The sequence below is a fragment of the Ancylomarina sp. YFZ004 genome, from assembly GCF_054254355.1.
Genome location: NZ_JBTCHQ010000006.1, coordinates 134,077 through 151,721, shown reverse-complemented (window position 1 = coordinate 151,721; position 17,645 = coordinate 134,077). Strand labels below are relative to the sequence as shown.

The following is a 17,645-nucleotide window of genomic DNA, read 5'->3' as shown; positions in this document are numbered from 1 at the left end:
GGTAAGGCTTAAATATATTTTATTAATAAGCTATCTTTTTGTTGGAAACCTACACCTACCGAAGACCCCAGAGAAATTGAAAAACTATTACTTAAGCATTATATTACATCTTTTAATAAAAGACCTTTTGCTAATTTGACAGGATGAGACTTGGGTAATAATAATGTGTCGGTATAGATATTAAATCCCACAACTTTTCGCCCATATAACTAGAAGACAAATAAAAAAACCTACAACAAAGTATCCATAAATGTGATTGTATGGGTCAGGTCTATTTTCATCCTCATTTCTATTTTCTTGCTCATCTTCGTAATACATAGTAATATGTCATTTAAAATTATGATATAATTAGATTCTATTCTTAATCTTATGCAAGTGAGTTATTTGTTAGTCAACATAAATTCTAAAGTAATTTTACTATTCCAGAGGAAGGTTTATTCGAATAAAAACGAACAACATAGAATCTAATTTTAATTAATATTTAACTCTTCAGAAATCGTATTAACAAAACTCTTTGTATCGTCTAATAATTTATCAATCTGAGAATCATCAATTTCGACTTCTATCCCTTCTTTATTCTTCCCATTCCTATGAACTAAATGATGACGAATAAAAACATGATGCTTCATTTCTTCAATAGAAGGAAATTCTATATCAAAAGTCTTTTCAAACATATTTCTAACCGACCAAAGGTTATGAAATATTGTATCTAGTATTGTTTTTTTAACAGTAGATTCAAGCTCATTTTGTTGTTTAAAAATATCTCTAAGCTCAAATTTCCTTGTTCTATAATCAGGATGAGTTTCAACAAATGACTGAAAATACTGATGGTCATTAAAAATCAGTTTCAAGAAAACCTCAGATAAATAACTCTCCATTGCCCCAATAATACTAATGAAAATTTGACGATTAAGAATCTTTTTCAGTTTATCTCCATTAGCCTGAAGCTGACTTAGCTCCTTTAGATTATCAAGCTCCTTATTAAAAGACATATGGGTAAAACGACTTTCAGTAATTACATCAAACTGGTCATTTATATAATCATACCCTGCATTATATTCCCAAGACTCTATTCTTACGTGATAATCATCATCAAGTCTATCAATCTTTGAAAGTATTTCAGCTGGAGAGTTCTTATCAAACTCTATATAATAGTAATAAATTAAACCATCTTCACTTTCATCAGTTTCTATATTCCAATCTAATTCAATTAAATCTTCGTAACTAATCCCCAAAATCTTTGCTAGATGCCTATCTTCAGCTGTTTCTTGAAGTTCCATCATATATTCTTTTACCCTACCCATCTTCGTGAAATAATGATTAATTATTTTTCTTTAAATATTTCGTAAATCCCAACCCTAATATCAATTTTGCTCAACAAGTTTAATTCCATTCAACAAATCAATTGCAGATTCAAAATCAAAATATCTTTCTTTTATAATCTCGCATTGATACTTTATTGGTAAGTATGCACCCCACTTAGAAAATCCAAGTAGAGATTCATTCTTTTCCAGCTCTATCTCTAAATAGCTATTGATTTTGGAATAAACTTCATTGATATTTTTAACTAATCCTTTGAAGTCAGATAAATTTATTAAAAGTTCAAGAGAACTAGAATGGTCATCAAGAGATACTTCATGCCCAGTTAGACTCATTAAAAAACTCAGGCTTTTATTAATTTTTGTTCCTGTGAAAGTATAAAGAATCAATTTATTCTCTTTAACTATTATTGGACGGTCAAATTCAAAATTATTTATTTGATATCCTTTAAAATCATGTCTTAGTTCTTCAATTATGGACTTACTATTATCATCAAGTTCAGAATAGTATTCATTATTTTTTAAAACTCTTAACATCTCCTCTCTTATTCTAGGATGAATACTACCAGCACCACCGAAGAACTTTGGTTTCTTTCCATCTCTTGCTGGTATTACGATAATTTTATCTCCTTCAAAATCAATATCCTTAATTTTCCATATTTTTGCAGCAAGCAATATATTTTCATCAACTTTTACTTGCGGTGAAAATGGTATATCTCCAATCTTCTTTCCAGAATGAATCACTTTAAAGTTTGGTTCTGTCTTGAACACACTGTAAAACTCTCTTGAATTAACAATATTTTCTCCTTCTATGCCAAGTATAACCTCCCGTTGAATCACCTCTAGATAATCAGACTTAATTGCTTCTTCAATAATTGAATTAATCTCCTGTTCATCTATCAATTTAAAAGCAAAATTGATTTTAAGCCTGTTTAATAATTCATTTCTAGAACAACCTGATAATTGCTTTACAATTGAAAGTAATTGATGTAACAAGATATCAAACGGTTTAGCAGCTGTCTTAATAGGTTCTAAAAACTCTGACTTATATAAAAGCCAACATGCTAACGACTGCAATAAACTCCATTTATCTGTGGCGTAAATATTAACAATACTACTCTCACCTTCCCTACGCCCACTTCGCCCTATTCTTTGGACTAATGATGCAACAGAATGCGTTGAATCAATTTGAACAATTTTATCTACTGTACCAATATCTATACCAAGCTCCAGTGTTGATGTACATGATATACAAAAATTGAATCGCTCATTATTCTTAGCAAAATGCTCGATACTTTCCCTAATTTCTTTATCTACTGACGAATGATGTGAGTAATAAAATTTGTGTCCATTTACCTTATCCGAAATTTTCCGAAGCTTTACAGCAACCTCCTCCGTTCTACCTCTACTATTAGGAAAAACAAGAACTTTATTTGAACGGGTCTCAATGTATAGGTCTTTTAAAAAATCTAGAGATAATTCAGATGTACTATTTTTAAAAAATTTAAATTTCGCTTCGGTTTCCTTCTTAGTTCTATCTAATAAAACTTTAGTATCAACAATATCACCTGTTAACCTTTTAGCCTCAATATAGTTATCATCACCAATAGTAGCAGATAAACCGATTATTGATATTTTTAATTTATTTACCTGCTGAATTCTTGATAGCAAGGACATTAATTGAATCCCCCTATCAACACCCAAAAACGAATGAATTTCATCAATTACAATATATTTCAAGTTTCCAAACAGAACCGAAACATTATACGGAGCATTAACAAACATCGCCTCTAGCGATTCTGGAGTAATTAAAACAACACCATTCGGGTCTTTAATTAAACCCGTTTTTAAAGATTTCTTTGCTTCACCATGCCATTTGGTTACCTTAATCTCAAGGTCTCTACACAAATCTTCCACCCTATAAAACTGGTCGTTGATTAATGCTATCAATGGTGATATATACAGAACCTGAACTCCTATTTGGTTAAAATCAGTCTTAGAAAGTATTGGTAAAAATGCTGCCTCAGTTTTTCCTGAAGCAGTTCTTGAAGCTAGTATATAGTTATTGTCAGATGATATAATTTTCGAGATTGCAGCAGCTTGAATTGGTCGTAATGATTCCCAACGTTTATCTCGGATGTATTTCCTTATTGGTTCAGATAATAGTTTATAGGACATTATAGCTCTTCTATTGAATTAAGTATACTCTCCTCAGGTCTTTCATCAGAAATTTGAATATCCGATATTAAATCAGCTTTATTAACCTCTGGGTTCTGTCGTAAAATGCTTAGAATATTTAAGAAATCTCTAATAACATCACGTGGTGTTAAAAACTCATCAGCACCTGGTTTATTAAACATTTCCTCCATAAACGATTGAATATCTTCTTTATTAATATTCACAACAGTGGCAAAATTTAATTCAAAAATTTCCTTCAACTTATTAAGCAAAACAAATATCTCACTATGAGTAAGGGGTTTAAGCTTAATAACAGGCTGAGCAAAATCACGATACTCTATCGTTTCAAACTTATTTGTTTCAAGTCTTGTTTTCAAAGCATCATAACTAAACAACCCTCTTCTCTCGTTTTCAAGAAATTCTCTAGTTCCAGCAAAATTTATAAATAGATTTGATACTTTCCCTTGAAAACAATCATTATAAATGGTTAAAATTTTTTCGTAATTTTTAGCTCTGGCTGTCGAAGTTGAAATTTTATAAAGATTAATTGCTTCATCAAGATTTATCATGAAACCACTATATCCCATGCTTACGAATAATCGACTGAAGTTCTTAAGCATGTTATAATAATTTAAATCATTAATGATTTCTCGGACTCCTAAATCTTGACGTGCTTCAGTTTTTGTCCTATACTCACCTTTTAGCCATTTCAGTGCATTACGTCTAAGATGCTCATCATCTTTTATGTACCCCTCGTAATATTTTATTACCACTACTCCAAAATCAAAACCTCCAGTATCAGTAACTTCATTTACAGTCTCCATAATATTTTCCTGAATAAGATTAAAGTAACACTCATCTCTTATCTCAGTGATTGGAATATTATTTAGCTGTGCTGTTTTAGTTACGACTTGCTCAATCCATTTATCAAGCAAAGTTGGCAAAGCTCCACCTTCAGGTTTAGTTTGAATTGCTACATTATCCATAATGGCACTATACAAAGCAACAGCCTTTCCATCATTCGAGTACAACCTATTATCTGGTGTAAAATCAGCATTTGCTACTACAAACTTTTGCTTTGTTGCAACTGTATTTAATAAATGAAGCATAAAAGATTTTCCTGAACCAAATTCACCAATCCAAAATTTGACCATACTATGACCATTTTTCACATCATCCAGAGCCGAAGTAAAAGCTTCAATTTCAAGCTTTCTTCCCACGGTTATATGTTGTACTCCAATTCTTGGAACAACCCCACCTGATAAAGAATTAATAATTGCTGTTGACTCCTTTGCTTTTAATTTTAATGCCATATCTAATTTTATTACAATGCTATTTCTTTGAAATAAGATGCCTCAATTATATAATTTTCATCGTCTTCCTCTATCAATACTTCTCCATCTAAACACTCTTCACAAGCTTCATTAATACTATCAATAAGTTGATTTTTAAACATTCCGTTTTCTGAAGCAAATTTATCAACTTCATCCTGATGAATTTCAAATGAATTCGCAACAATATTTCGTACTAATTGCTCCTGCACCTTATCCACAGATATCTCTGGGATAAATATTGAGTTAGCAATACCAGTATGTGGGACTAGTTTACTCTCTACATCAGGCAATTTATTTTCTACTACGACATCTTCTTCCTCACTCTCTAAATATTCATTCAACAGCTCAACCGTACCATCATGTTTCCGTTCTACATCAATTATTTCAGACTTATCTAGTATAATTTTCTTCCTTTTCTGAATATATATTTTGGCTATTTCATCTAAAGCTAATTGTAAATCATTTGTAGAAATCAAACTAGAAATAATCTTCTTAAAATCATTAAATTGTTCCTCTGTATTAAATAATATTTTTTGAACTGACTTAGTTAATTCCTTACTATCAACTTTTTTAGATTTTAAATCATAGTAAATATATTTAGCGTAGTATCTTAAAGATTCTACTTTATCAAACTTTGCAATAAATTTTGATGCATCAAAGAAAATATTCTCTATGTTCGGATTCTCTTGATTAGCCTCCTCTAGTGTTATTATTGCGTTTACAAATTGTTCTTGTTTTTCTTTCTTAAAATCATCTTTCAAAACGGTGAACTCAATTTTCCAGCGATTCACATTTTGTGCATTTAAAGCTATTTGAGTATCTAAGTCAGGTTCATTTAACCCTTGAATTTTATCGGCTATTAAATCCTGTATAAGGTTACCAATCGTCTCATCTATATATGATGTTGATTTAGTATATGGATGATACTTTTCAAATGACAATTTTCTTTTATGACCATAATTTTCTCTAACCAGATTCTCTATAGCTTTATAGTAAGCAATAAAAATTACTTCGTGAAATCGTTTAATTGCCCAATATGGTTTTTGACCTTTATAATAGTCACTAAATGTCAGGTTCTCTATGTCGCATACTTTGTCGAATATTTTGTCTAATTCCAAATCAATATCAGAACCAATGCCTGAAAGCTGTATGTTTAATTCTTTGAAAACTGCCAAATAAACATTTATAACGACTATAGCGCAGCCCTCAATCGAAGTAAAAACATTTGATGGATTATAAAACTTATTTAATAAATCAATTTCTTGTTTTGTTAGTCCAAGCTTTTCTTTAAACTGATTTCCCAATTTATATAAATCAGGGTTGTAGTCAGAATAACCATTTTCAAACTGAAAGTTTGGTTCTTGTAAGTTGTTTAACAATTCCTCTGAATAAGAATCTGTTCTTTTTCTTAACAAATCCTGCAATGATATTAAAGAATAGCTCTTCGTTTTGGGACAAATCTGTCCTAAGAATTTGAATTGTTCTTCAAGTAATTTTATATCCTGATGATTTTCAAACTCCCTTAACAAATCAAAATAAAGAATAAATCCATAGTTAGTATATCCCTGAATATCTACATATATATAATTAAGGAATTGGTTCTTTAGATAAAAGAAAAAAATCTTCTGAGATTTAGAGGCTGATTTGATTTCATTATAAGAATATACATAAGTCGGTTCCCAATATGGAGGTTCTAAAGCAACTTCATTATTATGATTTGACTTCTCAACAGTCAAATCATAATCTACCATATTAACATCAATGATGGATGAATCAACAGACTCACTCTTATTAGCTGGTAAATCCACCTGCACATCAGAATATAATTTCTTAGAAGAGGATTCACTCACAACAGATTGGATGTTCTTTTTATTTATTGTTTTTGAATCTTGTTTAACTTCCTGTTGAGTATAGTGCTTTTCAATAATATTTGGTTTTATTTTCTGTTTTTTAGTTTCTTCAAATTCCATCTTATTACGAAACTTACCTAGGTTATACTTATTATTAAAAACAACCTCACTCATTAGAGAAAATTTGAAAGTTTCAAACAGTCCAATAATTAAAGGAATAAAAGTCCAGCAAAAAAGAATTGAGAAAACACCTTGAGATTTTTGTCCTAAATAAAATCGTTGAAACCCCAAAAAACCAAAAAAGAGAGAAAGGAATGACGTAAATGACTTGCTCCTATATTTATTCCCACGGACAGTTAAACCAACTGTGCTTACTGCAAAAAAAACAATCCAAAACAATAATGATGGAAAGGTATCACTCTCTTCGGTTTTCGTGATTTCATCAATCTTAATTACTTCTAAATATTGCTTGGAAGAGTAACCTATTTTATCTTTCTTTTGAATCTTTACCCAATCAGAATTAATGACCTCAATTAATTTCACAGTATCACCTTTAGTAAGGACTTCTATAGATTTAAATGAAGAACCTGCTCCACTTCTCATATTTAGTTCAGAAGTTGTAACGTAATGGTCAGAAGCCTGAGCATTAATTGAATTTACTGTGAACACAAAGAATAATACAAGCTTAATACTACCACTGAATGATGGTAATACCATATCAGAAAATTTATTTTTTAAACAACTCATGAAGAATATAAAAAAGGTGGTGTTTATAATTCATTATTCAATCTTGGAGGATGATACTCATCGTCTTAATTGACAATAAAATTAATTATTCCAAAATACAAAGTCATAACAATAATAGAAAATAACACATAGATTCATTATAAATAATTCCATGTAAGATTCATAAATTAAACAGCATGAGAATAAACGAAGATAACTTTCAAGCATTAAAGTCATTATTCGGAACTCAATGGTAAAACCTCAAGCTATTTCGTGGCTTCAGAAGGGTTAATTTAATTATATATTTCAACCAATTATAATTCATATCTGAAAACGCAAAGAATCCCGAATTTATCTTTACAGGTGTGGGAGGATTCTTTAAAGCTAAAAATCCCAATGTGTCAATTATAGTGGCACACAATGGAGCGATTTATCCACAAACCCTCTCAGATTCCATATAAGGATTTCTAAGAGGGTTTTTATATTGGTAGTTTGTCAGTTGTGCAAATACACCTATAAAGTTGTAAGAGCAGGTCTTATAACATGTGAAATTGATTCTCCCCCCATATCAGAAATATAATTCTCAGTGGTTTGAAGCGATTGGTGACCCATTGCCGACTTGAGAGCATAAATATCAATTGGAGTGCCTGTCTCTTCTGCACTGAGCATCAACAACATAGCGAACGTATGACGAGCTTCATGGGGCTTTGAGTATGGAATATTATGTATTTTACAAGTCTTTTTTAATGAATCACCATACGCATTACTCCAATTATTTCTTAAGCTCATTTTCTTTTTTTCTGTAGCTGTTTCATATTCATCTGTAGCATGACCTGTTAGATATCTATCCTTACTCTTATCCTTATCAGCACGTTTAACCTGTCTGATAAATAGACTCTTAGCAAATTTAATCTTTTCAGTTTCATCAAGCGATATTAAAGCTCCTGTTTCTTCTAATTTTATATCATTATTAAACGTAAAACTTCTTCGGAATTCGTCATTACCCTGTATCTCGTACATTATTCTCAAATTATTGAATGATATATCATCTTTCCAAACTTCTTTGCTTATACCACCTGCTAACCATCCAAGGATAGCATTATCAAACTTTTTATAATATTCGATTTGTAAATCTTTATCCAAAAAATAAATAAGATACTTGTAACTTGCATCATTCAAATCCCATTGCATCGTTGTGTCCCTATTCTTCAACATGGTATAAGTACATTCTACATCATTTCGTTTTATCTTCTTAAATAAATCTTGCTCTTCATCTATACAAACATCAGTGTAAGAAAATTTACTCTTAAAATTACTAAGCTTCATCAGTGCCAAATCTGAATTCCTGATGCCTAAAAAGCTTATACTAAGCATATAACGAGCCATAAAAAGATAATTCTTCTTATTTATTTTCCTTGCCCAATTAATATTAAACAAAACTTCTTTATAATAATCTAGGTACTTATTATATTGAGGGTTCTTTTTAGGTGTTTCACCCAAATTCTTAGCAAATTTTATTTCAATATCCATCTTCTTCTTAACATTCACCCATTTAATAAAACCTAAGAATGAAAAGAAATAAGAATGAATGGTATTGACACTGTATTTTTTACCTACTTTATTTTTATCAGATAAAAATTCATGGAATTCAGTTATAAAATCTCTGTCAATTTTGTTAATATTAGTTACAACATCATCAAGGTATTTTAGAACAAAATGATAAACATATGTGTTAGTGGTGAAGCAAGAATAAGTAAACTTTTCTTTTTTATATTTTAAATATTGTTCATAATAATTTTGGATAGTATTATTCTTGTTTGTTAAATTTGATAATTTAGATACATCAATTTCACCACCCTTCATCAAACGAGCTTCTTCTTCCTCAAAAGCAATTTGAATTTTCTTATAATCTTTACAACTTCGTTTAACATCTTTATTAGCATTACTCCATTGATTTTTCGTAATAGAAAATCCTAGATTGATGTAGGTAAGTTTTTTATTATTATCTACGATTCTAATCTTAAGTGGGTACTTTTTTATTTTATCTTTAGAAGCTATTTCTCTGCTCCACATTATTAAACTAATTTTAGCCATAATTACAAGAATGAAAGTGTTAATATCCCTGTTGATAATGTTAACATTAATTGTTAACAAAAACAATTTCCTGTTAATTTTTTGACCTAAGATTAATAATTTACAATTTGGTTAATTATGATAATACTTTAACGCTCAGCATCTTCCGCAATACAATCAAAAATAATATATTTTAAATTTTTAACAATTCATTAATGTGCAATCCCAAAACAATGTCGTATGTTTGCGTCATTAAACATTGTGAGTATGAAAAAACTAAATCTTTTTAATGATGAGCAGCAAGCCCTGGCCAATTTAGCTAAAGCGCTGTCGCATCCAGCACGAATTGCCATCTTGCAATATCTAGCATCTTGCAACACCTGTATTTCAGGTGATATATCTGACCACCTGCCCCTTAGCCGGACAACCGTTTCACAACATTTAAAGGAATTGAAAGCCATAGGGCTAATAAAAGGTGAAGTTGAAGGTTTAAAGATGAGGTATTGCCTCGATAAGCTTGCTATAGAAAGTCTGGGTTCAACATTCAATGCTTTCTTTGGAGCGATTCAACCTCAAAACGAAGAATGTTGTTAAAACTCAAAAACAATCAAATTTTAAATACAGATAGATGAAAGTACTTATTTTATGCACTGGCAACTCTTGCCGTAGCCAAATGGGTGAAGCCATTTTAAGAGATATCAACCCAGAACTAACGGTCGTTTCGGCTGGAACCAAAATTGCCAATGAAGTACATCCTAAAGCCGTTAAGGCGATGGCCGAGATTGGTATAGACATCAGTGACTTGAGACCTAAAATGGTTGATGTATTCCTTGAGGAAGGTGTTGACTTTTTAATTTCAGTTTGTGGTGGAGCAAAAGATGCATGTCCTGCCTTTACAGGACCCGTTGGGAAACGCTTACACATTGGTTTCGACGATCCTGCATACGCTCCAGGTAACGAAGAAGAAGTTATGAATGTTTTCAGAAGAGTTCGAGATGAAATTCGTCGTGATTTTGCCAAGTTTAACGAAGAATATATCATTAATAAATAAAAAGTCGAAGAGTCAAAAATTGATAATTGACAACAGACAAGCCTTAACCAAAATTTAACCACATAAATATAATGGGAAGCTTAACTAAAAAATTATCATTCCTGGATAGGTATTTAACCCTCTGGATTTTTGTCGCCATGGCCGTTGGGGTTGCATCGGGATTCTTATTTCCTAACATCGCCAATTTCTGGAATTCAATGTCCTACGGAAGTACCAATATTCCGATTGCAATTGGCTTGATCATCATGATGTATCCCCCACTTGCAAAAGTAAAATATGAGGAGTTGAAAGATGTTTTTAAAAACCGAAAAATCCTTCTTCTATCTTTAGTTCAAAATTGGGTTCTGGGACCTACTTTGATGTTTGGTCTGGCTATTCTATTTCTAAGAGATTACCCTGAGTATATGACAGGTCTTATTCTAATTGGCTTGGCACGATGTATTGCCATGGTAATTGTATGGAATGATTTGGCTAAAGGCGATACGGAATACGCTGCAGGCCTGGTAGCCTTCAACAGTATCTTTCAGGTCTTTTTCTTTTCCATCTATGCCTATGTTTTCATCACCTTACTACCCCAATATTTTGGTTTAGAAGGCTCTGTTGTCAACATTACAATGAGTGAAGTAGCCGAATCTGTATTCATCTACCTCGGAATTCCTTTTCTGGCGGGTATGCTGACACGTTACCTGCTTTTAAAGAGAAAGAGCAAGCAATGGTATCAGGAAAAGTTTATTCCTAAGATTAGTCCACTAACTCTAGTGGCACTTTTATTTACCATTTTTGTAATGTTTTCACTTAAGGGTGAGCATATTGTCCAACTGCCTTTCGATGTGGTTAGAATCGCCATCCCCTTACTGATCTATTTTGTGATCATGTTCCTGGTTTCATTCTTTATGGGGAAAAAGATGAATGCTGGCTATGCTAAAACAGCGACTCTATCGTTCACAGCTGCCAGTAACAATTTCGAATTAGCCATTGCGGTTGCCATTGCAGTCTTTGGTATCGATTCAGGCGTTGCCTTTGCTGCCGTTATTGGTCCCTTGGTTGAAGTGCCTGTTTTGATTGCCCTTGTCAACTTATCACTACGCTTTAAGAAGAAATATTTCGGAGATAAAGCTCCTGAAGTGAAGTGTGCAAATGATATAAACTAGAATAGCATATTACTTATTTTATTGAACGTTTACTTACAACTAAACCAAGATTAATATGCTTAAAGCCATCCTGCAAAGGGTGGCTTTTTTTCTTTCATTTGATTATTAAAAATCTGAAATCGTCATTTCTTAAACTACTTTAATTTTAATGATCCGATAATTGCAGAGATTTGTAATAGTAAGAAAAAGAGAGGTAGCAGTCGTATCTGCTATAAAGAGTTAAACGTACTTACTCTCATATTTAATAAAACTATTAAAATAAAATTATACAGATGAAAAAAATTGCAGGAATCTCAACCAGTAGCAGTTCTAAATCAATCAACAGGGAACTATTATCAAATGCATTAAATCAGATTGATCAGAGCAATACAAGCGTAATAGACTTAAATCAGAACTTACCTATTTATAGTATCGATATTGAAGAGCAACACGGGATTCCGAATGAAATTCAGGAATTGTTTACTAAACTACAATCCTATGATGCTTATATCATTGCTATTCCAGAGCATAATGGATCAATAACTGCCCTATTCAAAAACACACTGGATTGGCTATCACGAATTGATCAAAACATCTTTGGAAAGAAGGATATCTTATTACTCAGTACTTCTCCAGGACCCAATGGAGGGAAATATGCCATTGCTCATGTAAAAATCTTTATTCCTTTTTTAGGTGGCAATGTGGTTTCTGACTTTAGTTTAGGGAGTTTTTACGATAACTACCAAAACGAAACCATTACAGACAAACAAATGAATTTAGAATATACAGAAGCCTTAAATCATTTTAGAACCGTTTTAGTTTAAACAGATAGGGCTGTTGAAAACAAATTTCCAACAGCCCTATTCAATATATAATAGCCTATAGCTTAATCTTCAACTTGCTTACTATCATCATTAGAAACATCTTCGAAAGCAACGGCCTCTGAGTCTTCAACTTTTTTACCCAAGTAAGTTGGTAGTTCCATTCCCGCCATTTTGAAAAGCTCTTCCATTGGAGGTATAGATCCCATCATTCCTTGCATAAAGTTAGCGGTAGATGTCTTACCATCTTTTCCGCCACCATTTTCCCAAACAGTTACCTTATCGATCTTGATATTCTTAATAGCGTCAACCTGAGTTTTAACCAATTCTGGTAATTTATCAGCAATCATTAACATGACAGCATCCTTAGCATCGCTACCTGCAGCGTTCACAATTTTATCGAAACCTTCAGCTTGCTTACTCAAAATCTCATAGATACCTTTCGCTTCAGCTTCCATTTTCATGAAAATTGCATCAGCCTCACCTTTAGCATGACGACGAGTTTGCTCGGCAATCGCCTCAGCAGCAATTTCAATTTTCTGCTTATCAATTTCAGCAGGAATCACAATATCGGCAGTTTGAGATGCCTTATCACGAGTCGCACGGGCATCTTCAGCATTTTGCTCTGCAGCATAGGCCTCTTCTAGAGCACGCGCCTGAGTTACTTTCTCAGCAGCAGAAGCTAAACGCTCAGCTTCAGCTTCCCTCTCTCTTCTGATTGCATCAGAGTTGGCAATGGTAATTTTAGCGGTATTCTCACCCTCAACAGCACTCGCATCAGCTTTAGCAACCTTTACACGTTGATCCTGATGTGCATTTGCCGCACCAATAGAACCATCACGATTCTTCTCAGCTACAGATTGCTTGGCATCATTTATCGCCTTAGCAGCAGCTTCCTTACCCAATGCTTCAATATAACCTGACTCATCGTTGATGTCAGTGACATTCACATTGATCAGTTTCAAACCAATCTTTTTCAGTTCAGCTTCCACGTTAGAAGAAACTGCAGCCAAAAACTTATCACGGTTACAGTTGATCTCTTCAATATCCATAGTAGCCACAACCAAACGCAACTGTCCAAAAATGATATCTTTGGCCAAATTACTAATATTCTCTTGTGATAAACCCAATAAACGTTCAGCGGCATTGGTCATAACGCCCGATTCAGTTGAGACACCGACAGTAAAACGAGATGGAACATCCACACGAATATTCTGCTTACTTAGGGCATTGGTCAGATTGATTTCAATGGAAATAGGCGTTAAGTCAAGAAATGAATAATCTTGAATAATTGGCCAGATAAAGGCCGCACCCCCATGAATACACTTAGCCGAACGCGATTCGGTCTCTACACCCTTACCAACTTTACCATAAACGACTAAAATTCGGTCAGAAGGACATCTCTTATATCGCTTAATTAGCGAAACAATTAAGATGAAAATAAACAATGCCACAGCGGCAAACAAAAATAAAATATACTCTCCCATTTTTTATTATTATAATTTAGTGATTAAACACTTGGTTTAACGATTAATATTTGATCATTTAAAACATCGACTACCTCAACCAGTGCACCAGTAGTAATATCCTGATCGGAGTCGGTATAAGCATCCAAAGTTTGAAGCCCTTGAACTTGAATTTGTACTTGTCCCATGCCAGCTCTTTTTGCAGGAATCGGAAGATAAACCGTCCCTGATTTGCCTATGGCATTTTTCAATCTCAGACTGCCATCTTCTGTCAATTTACCCATAAAATACATGATCGAAGCCATAATTAGCATCATGATCAATCCGGCAAGTGTGGCTATCAATGTCGACACAAGTGGGCTCAGATTTGAACCGACACAAATAATTCCAGTCCATCCGAAAATGGTGAAAAATGCCACGAGATTCTTTAATGAAAAGAATTGGAAATCGATTCCCGTATCCCCTTCCACAGAAATATCCGCGTCGCCTTCGGCACTCATACCATCGACATCACCACCTACAAAACTGGAGATTAGTTGTAGAATAAATAAAACCGAAAAGATGATGGCAATTCCCCAGAAAAATTGTTCAATTAAGCTCAACGAAGCCCAATCATTTAGAATAAATAGCGTCATAGTTATATAGTTTAGGGTTATGAAAGTAATTATAATTATTGATAACCAAACAAAATTAATACTTCCTTATGTAAATTTTAGTTGTACTTTATGTCTCTCAGGTTTTTATTAGCCTTTGCAAGGATAAAAATGTAATTCACAAATCTGAATTTTGAATTGAATTTAAAAAGAAGAGTCTTAAAAAGTTTGCCTGCAAGCCCAAGAATGTCTCATAAGCTAAAAGAAAATGGCACAGTAATTGTGTAGGATAAATCTCAAAACACAAATAAAATATTGGAAATTTATAAGCACGACGCAACCAATCTGTAGTTTTGGTATCATAATAAGAATTAACTAAAAACATATAAGCATGAAACGAGCCATTAGCAAGTCTTTCCAAACAAAAAAGTACGGCTTTAGCCCTCTTGAGTTTGCGAAACATGACTATTTAGGCGACTTCCATGTGACAATTTAAAATTAAATTATAGACACATGAAACAATTTATTCTATTGGGCTTTGCCCTTTTAATCACACAATTCTCTTCCGCACAGTCAGGAACAAAGAATTTTATAGATCAGAATTATATTGAAGTGAATGGTAATGCCAAGATGGAAATTGTTCCTGATGAGATTTACCTAAATATCAACCTAAGTGAACGCGATACAAAAAATAAGGAAAGCGTTGATCAGTTGGAAAAAAAAATGTTTAAGACTTTAAAGCAAATTGGTCTAGACCTTGAAAAACAGGTTTCTGTTCAAGATTTCACCAGTAACTTTAAAACTTACTTTCTAAAGAAAAAAGACATCATGAAATCGAAAGATTTTCAAGTGATTGTACACGATACAAAAACGCTTTCGAGCTTATTTTCTTCTTTGGAAAAAATTGGCATATCGAATATTCAAATCGAAAAGGTTGATCATTCAAAAATTGAAGAATTCAAACTTGAAGTTAAGGTAAAAGCGATTAAGGATGCTAAAACCAAAGCAAAAGCTTTAACAGCAGCACTAGATCAAGAAATTGGGAAAGCCATTTATATTAACGAAGGCTCATATAATATGTACAACTCTCGACCACAAGAAAAAAGAATGATGATAAGAGGTATGGCTGACATGGCAATGGAGGATGCAGCTCCACAAATCGAATTTCAGAAAATTGAATTAGAAAACAGAATTATGGTTCGTTTTAGCCTGAAATAAAAAAAACAAAAATTGATAGATGCATGAACCACTCCGAAAAAGTGGCATATATAAAATAGCTAAGCCCTCGCCTAATTTAAGGTGAGGGCTTTTGGTATGACATAAAACGCGTTTGCTGTTCATAATATTTGCGTTTATCAAAATTATCAACTTAACTGATTTGACAGTAGGAACAAAAATCTATTATTCATAATTTCGCCGCCTTAATTATCATACTTATCTCGTATTATGATAATACTAGATAGTCATCTTAAAAACTAAGCAAATTGAAAAAAATATTATTGGTATTCGTATTGGCTATTACAATGTTTACTGCATGTAATAAAGCATATGATGACTCAGCATTAACTGAGCGTATTGAAAACCTGGAAGGCGCGATGGCTGAATTAATTAATAATATGACTATTAAGCTAGAGGTTTTACAAGATCAAATTACAGATTTAGAGTCTTTACGAGCTAAACTTGACGAATTAGAACAATTAAAAGTTAAAATTGCTGAATTAGAAAAATTAAAAGATAAAGTTGCTGAGTTGGAAGCTTTACAAGCTAAAATTGCTGAATTGGAAAAATTAACAGATAAAGTTACTGAATTAGAAGTTTTACGAGCTAAAGTTGTTGAATTAGAAAAATTAAAAGACAAAGTAGCTGAATTGGAAGCTTTACAAACTAAAGTTGCTGAATTAGAATCAACTATTGAATCTTTATCATCACTTAGTACTAAGATCTTAGCTATTGAAACTAAGTTGGCAGAGTTGATTGATATGAATGCTGCAATTACAGAAGATGCAGATCAATCTAATGAAACTATTGAAGCATTACAAGACTTAATCGAAGACTTGAAAATACAGTTAACTGAACTAAAGAAGAATGTCTATGTTGGGCCTAATAAGTTTATCGGTAAAAGGTATTATAAGATCACCACTAATCCTGAACTAAACTTAGAAAGCATCTATAATAGCTACAGCAAGCAAATTGATGCTGATGCAATTAGATTTACAGAAAATGTTTTCATAAAAAGTTCTGGAGAGGAGTATTCATATATTTTCTTGGCGGATGATATGTTCTTACTTAGTAATGATAATGCAAAGTTAATAACTATCTCTACCATATTTGACTATTTAGTCGTTTTCACATCAGGTGAGCAGAAAAATACCACAGTATATGTATTAGCTGAGGATTTAGAACGTTTTGAGACAGACAGATTAGCTTATTTAGCAGCTTTACCTGCATTTAAAGAGTCAACGATATCTACTGATGTTAATATGAATACTACTTTGACAAGTGGCGGTAAGCTTTATTGTAAACAATTTATCATTGAAAATAATTCTGGGAGATTAATAAAAATAACTAATATAGAAATAAAAGACACCCATACAAATACAGTCGTGCCAATAGAAAAAAATGATTTCCCATCTACTCTAGGAACAGGAAATAAGCAAACATACACATTATCTAAAAGTAATGATTTTGATAGATATAAGTATAGTATAAATTGGACGTATGAAGTAGATGGTCATACATATACTTCATACAGTAATTAATTTAAGTAAAGGCTGGTTAAACTAGTTCATTTATATAGATAGTCTGTAGGACACTTTCCCGCAAACTGTGTAAGTTAAATATGAATCTATATCAAGAAACTTACAAGCCTTTTCTATTCTTGAAAATTATTATCGTTTTTAGGGAGTTCTTTTATAGTTCTAAAAAGAATGATGATTAGAGACATGCCCAGCATGGCAATGGAAGATGCAGCTCCACAAATCGAATTCCAGAAAATTGAATTAGAAAATAGATTCATGGTTCGTTTTGTCCTTAAAAAAAAAATCAGGAATTGATAGACGCATAAACCACTCCTAAAAAGTGGGATATATAAAAATAGATAAGCC

At 32.4% G+C, this 17,645-nt stretch carries 14 protein-coding genes; 6 read left to right on the top strand and 8 right to left on the bottom strand.

Features of this window, described 5'->3' with window-relative positions:
- Positions 1–470 precede the first annotated feature (470 nt).
- The 5 genes from ACXR6G_RS11490 to ACXR6G_RS11470 all read right to left on the bottom strand — a co-directional run bounded on the left by ACXR6G_RS11490 (position 471) and on the right by ACXR6G_RS11470 (position 9,480).
- Entirely contained in the window at positions 471–1,280 is an 810-nt protein-coding gene (locus ACXR6G_RS11490) for a hypothetical protein (RefSeq protein ID WP_458361574.1), read from the bottom strand.
- 84 nt (positions 1,281–1,364) lie between these two features.
- Positions 1,365–3,497 carry a DEAD/DEAH box helicase gene (locus tag ACXR6G_RS11485; protein ID WP_458361573.1) on the bottom strand — a complete coding sequence of 711 codons (2,133 nt, stop codon included), beginning with the start codon at positions 3,495–3,497 and terminating at the stop codon, positions 1,365–1,367.
- Positions 3,497–4,810, bottom strand: coding sequence for an ATP-binding protein (locus tag ACXR6G_RS11480; RefSeq protein WP_458361572.1), 1,314 nt, complete (start codon positions 4,808–4,810; stop codon positions 3,497–3,499). Before ACXR6G_RS11480 ends, ACXR6G_RS11485 begins: the two co-directional genes overlap by 1 nt.
- Before the next feature lie 11 nt (positions 4,811–4,821).
- Positions 4,822–7,398: a tellurite resistance TerB C-terminal domain-containing protein gene (locus ACXR6G_RS11475; RefSeq protein WP_458361571.1), complete on the bottom strand. Its 2,577-nt coding sequence runs from the start codon at positions 7,396–7,398 to the stop codon at positions 4,822–4,824.
- A 522-nt stretch (positions 7,399–7,920) separates the two neighbouring features.
- On the bottom strand, positions 7,921–9,480 hold the full coding sequence (locus ACXR6G_RS11470; RefSeq protein WP_458361570.1) for a phage integrase SAM-like domain-containing protein: 1,560 nt from the start codon (positions 9,478–9,480) through the stop codon (positions 7,921–7,923).
- 267 nt (positions 9,481–9,747) lie between these two features.
- Here ACXR6G_RS11470 and ACXR6G_RS11465 point away from each other — a divergent pair, with 267 nt between their 5' ends.
- From ACXR6G_RS11465 to ACXR6G_RS11450, 4 genes are all read left to right on the top strand, one after another.
- Complete coding sequence (locus ACXR6G_RS11465; RefSeq protein ID WP_458361569.1) at positions 9,748–10,074, top strand: ArsR/SmtB family transcription factor; 327 nt, start codon at positions 9,748–9,750, stop codon at positions 10,072–10,074.
- Positions 10,075–10,108: 34 nt separating this feature from the next.
- Positions 10,109–10,531, top strand: a complete 423-nt coding sequence (locus tag ACXR6G_RS11460) for an arsenate reductase ArsC (protein ID WP_458361568.1) — start codon at positions 10,109–10,111, stop codon at positions 10,529–10,531.
- A gap of 71 nt (positions 10,532–10,602) precedes the next feature.
- Positions 10,603–11,682 carry an ACR3 family arsenite efflux transporter gene (arsB, locus tag ACXR6G_RS11455; protein ID WP_458361567.1) on the top strand — a complete coding sequence of 360 codons (1,080 nt, stop codon included), beginning with the start codon at positions 10,603–10,605 and terminating at the stop codon, positions 11,680–11,682.
- 272 nt (positions 11,683–11,954) lie between these two features.
- Entirely contained in the window at positions 11,955–12,485 is a 531-nt protein-coding gene (locus tag ACXR6G_RS11450; protein WP_458361566.1) for an NADPH-dependent FMN reductase, read from the top strand.
- 62 nt (positions 12,486–12,547) lie between these two features.
- Here the strand turns inward: ACXR6G_RS11450 and ACXR6G_RS11445 are convergent, their stop codons facing one another.
- A complete protein-coding gene (locus ACXR6G_RS11445; protein ID WP_458361565.1) occupies positions 12,548–13,969 on the bottom strand; it encodes a flotillin family protein in 1,422 nt (473 codons plus the stop codon).
- 23 nt (positions 13,970–13,992) lie between these two features.
- Complete coding sequence (locus tag ACXR6G_RS11440) at positions 13,993–14,583, bottom strand: hypothetical protein (protein WP_458361564.1); 591 nt, start codon at positions 14,581–14,583, stop codon at positions 13,993–13,995.
- A 471-nt stretch (positions 14,584–15,054) separates the two neighbouring features.
- Between ACXR6G_RS11440 and ACXR6G_RS11435 the strand changes: the two genes are divergently transcribed.
- Positions 15,055–15,759, top strand: a complete 705-nt coding sequence (locus ACXR6G_RS11435) for an SIMPL domain-containing protein (RefSeq protein WP_458361563.1) — start codon at positions 15,055–15,057, stop codon at positions 15,757–15,759.
- Positions 15,760–16,025: 266 nt separating this feature from the next.
- Positions 16,026–17,300, top strand: a complete 1,275-nt coding sequence (locus ACXR6G_RS11430) for a hypothetical protein (RefSeq protein ID WP_458361562.1) — start codon at positions 16,026–16,028, stop codon at positions 17,298–17,300.
- 113 nt (positions 17,301–17,413) lie between these two features.
- On the opposite strand, the gene ACXR6G_RS11425 is transcribed toward ACXR6G_RS11430, so the two are convergent.
- Positions 17,414–17,557, bottom strand: coding sequence for a hypothetical protein (locus tag ACXR6G_RS11425; protein ID WP_458361561.1), 144 nt, complete (start codon positions 17,555–17,557; stop codon positions 17,414–17,416).
- Between the last annotated feature and the right edge of the window lie 88 nt (positions 17,558–17,645).

What these genes read in the sequence shown, in the direction of transcription:
- ACXR6G_RS11445 (WP_458361565.1), bottom strand. Translation starts at nt 13,969, where the DNA reads ATGGGAGAGTATATTTTATTTTTGTTTGCCGCTGTGGCATTGTTTATT.
- arsB (WP_458361567.1), top strand. Translation starts at nt 10,603, where the DNA reads ATGGGAAGCTTAACTAAAAAATTATCATTCCTGGATAGGTATTTAACC.
- ACXR6G_RS11465 (WP_458361569.1), top strand. Translation starts at nt 9,748, where the DNA reads ATGAAAAAACTAAATCTTTTTAATGATGAGCAGCAAGCCCTGGCCAAT.
- ACXR6G_RS11440 (WP_458361564.1), bottom strand. Translation starts at nt 14,583, where the DNA reads ATGACGCTATTTATTCTAAATGATTGGGCTTCGTTGAGCTTAATTGAA.
- ACXR6G_RS11435 (WP_458361563.1), top strand. Translation starts at nt 15,055, where the DNA reads ATGAAACAATTTATTCTATTGGGCTTTGCCCTTTTAATCACACAATTC.
- ACXR6G_RS11460 (WP_458361568.1), top strand. Translation starts at nt 10,109, where the DNA reads ATGAAAGTACTTATTTTATGCACTGGCAACTCTTGCCGTAGCCAAATG.
- ACXR6G_RS11480 (WP_458361572.1), bottom strand. Translation starts at nt 4,810, where the DNA reads ATGGCATTAAAATTAAAAGCAAAGGAGTCAACAGCAATTATTAATTCT.
- ACXR6G_RS11490 (WP_458361574.1), bottom strand. Translation starts at nt 1,280, where the DNA reads ATGGAACTTCAAGAAACAGCTGAAGATAGGCATCTAGCAAAGATTTTG.
- ACXR6G_RS11450 (WP_458361566.1), top strand. Translation starts at nt 11,955, where the DNA reads ATGAAAAAAATTGCAGGAATCTCAACCAGTAGCAGTTCTAAATCAATC.
- ACXR6G_RS11485 (WP_458361573.1), bottom strand. Translation starts at nt 3,497, where the DNA reads ATGTCCTATAAACTATTATCTGAACCAATAAGGAAATACATCCGAGAT.
- ACXR6G_RS11470 (WP_458361570.1), bottom strand. Translation starts at nt 9,480, where the DNA reads ATGTGGAGCAGAGAAATAGCTTCTAAAGATAAAATAAAAAAGTACCCA.
- ACXR6G_RS11475 (WP_458361571.1), bottom strand. Translation starts at nt 7,398, where the DNA reads ATGGTATTACCATCATTCAGTGGTAGTATTAAGCTTGTATTATTCTTT.
- ACXR6G_RS11425 (WP_458361561.1), bottom strand. Translation starts at nt 17,557, where the DNA reads ATGAATCTATTTTCTAATTCAATTTTCTGGAATTCGATTTGTGGAGCT.